This window comes from Bacillus sp. SIMBA_031, from assembly GCF_046535225.1.
In the GTDB taxonomy this organism is placed as follows: Bacteria; Bacillota; Bacilli; order Bacillales; family Bacillaceae; genus Bacillus; species Bacillus velezensis.
Genome location: NZ_JAWRXC010000076.1, coordinates 1 through 349 on the forward strand (window position 1 = coordinate 1; position 349 = coordinate 349).

General features: G+C 30.7%; 1 pseudogene. It reads right to left on the reverse strand.

The window, feature by feature from the left end:
- Positions 1-270 (reverse strand): annotated as a pseudogene (locus SB724_RS19575) (hypothetical protein); the annotation flags it as partial.
- Positions 271-349 lie beyond the last annotated feature (79 nt).

Here is a 349-nt window from a genome sequence, read left to right on the forward strand (position 1 = left end):
CGTAGTATGGGTATGCCAGTTTGTTCTTGCTTTAGGTTCAAAAGTCACGGTTCCTATAATGGTATTGTAGTCATCATCTTTTCCGATATTCAGATTGACCCAAACTGTGCCGGTAAAATTTTCTTTTGGTGCGTGGTTTCCTTTATCTGTAAATGAATTCATTTTTAAATTTTTATCGTTATTTTTTACTTGAGATTGTATAGAGTAATTATTTGCTAAAAAGAGGGTTATCCATAATAACTGAAAGTATATTCTTCGATTTTTTTTCATTTTTAAGGCCATCTTTCTGTGAACTATTTTATCTCATATACATATTTTCTCTGATGAAGAAGTGGAATAATTTTTCCCT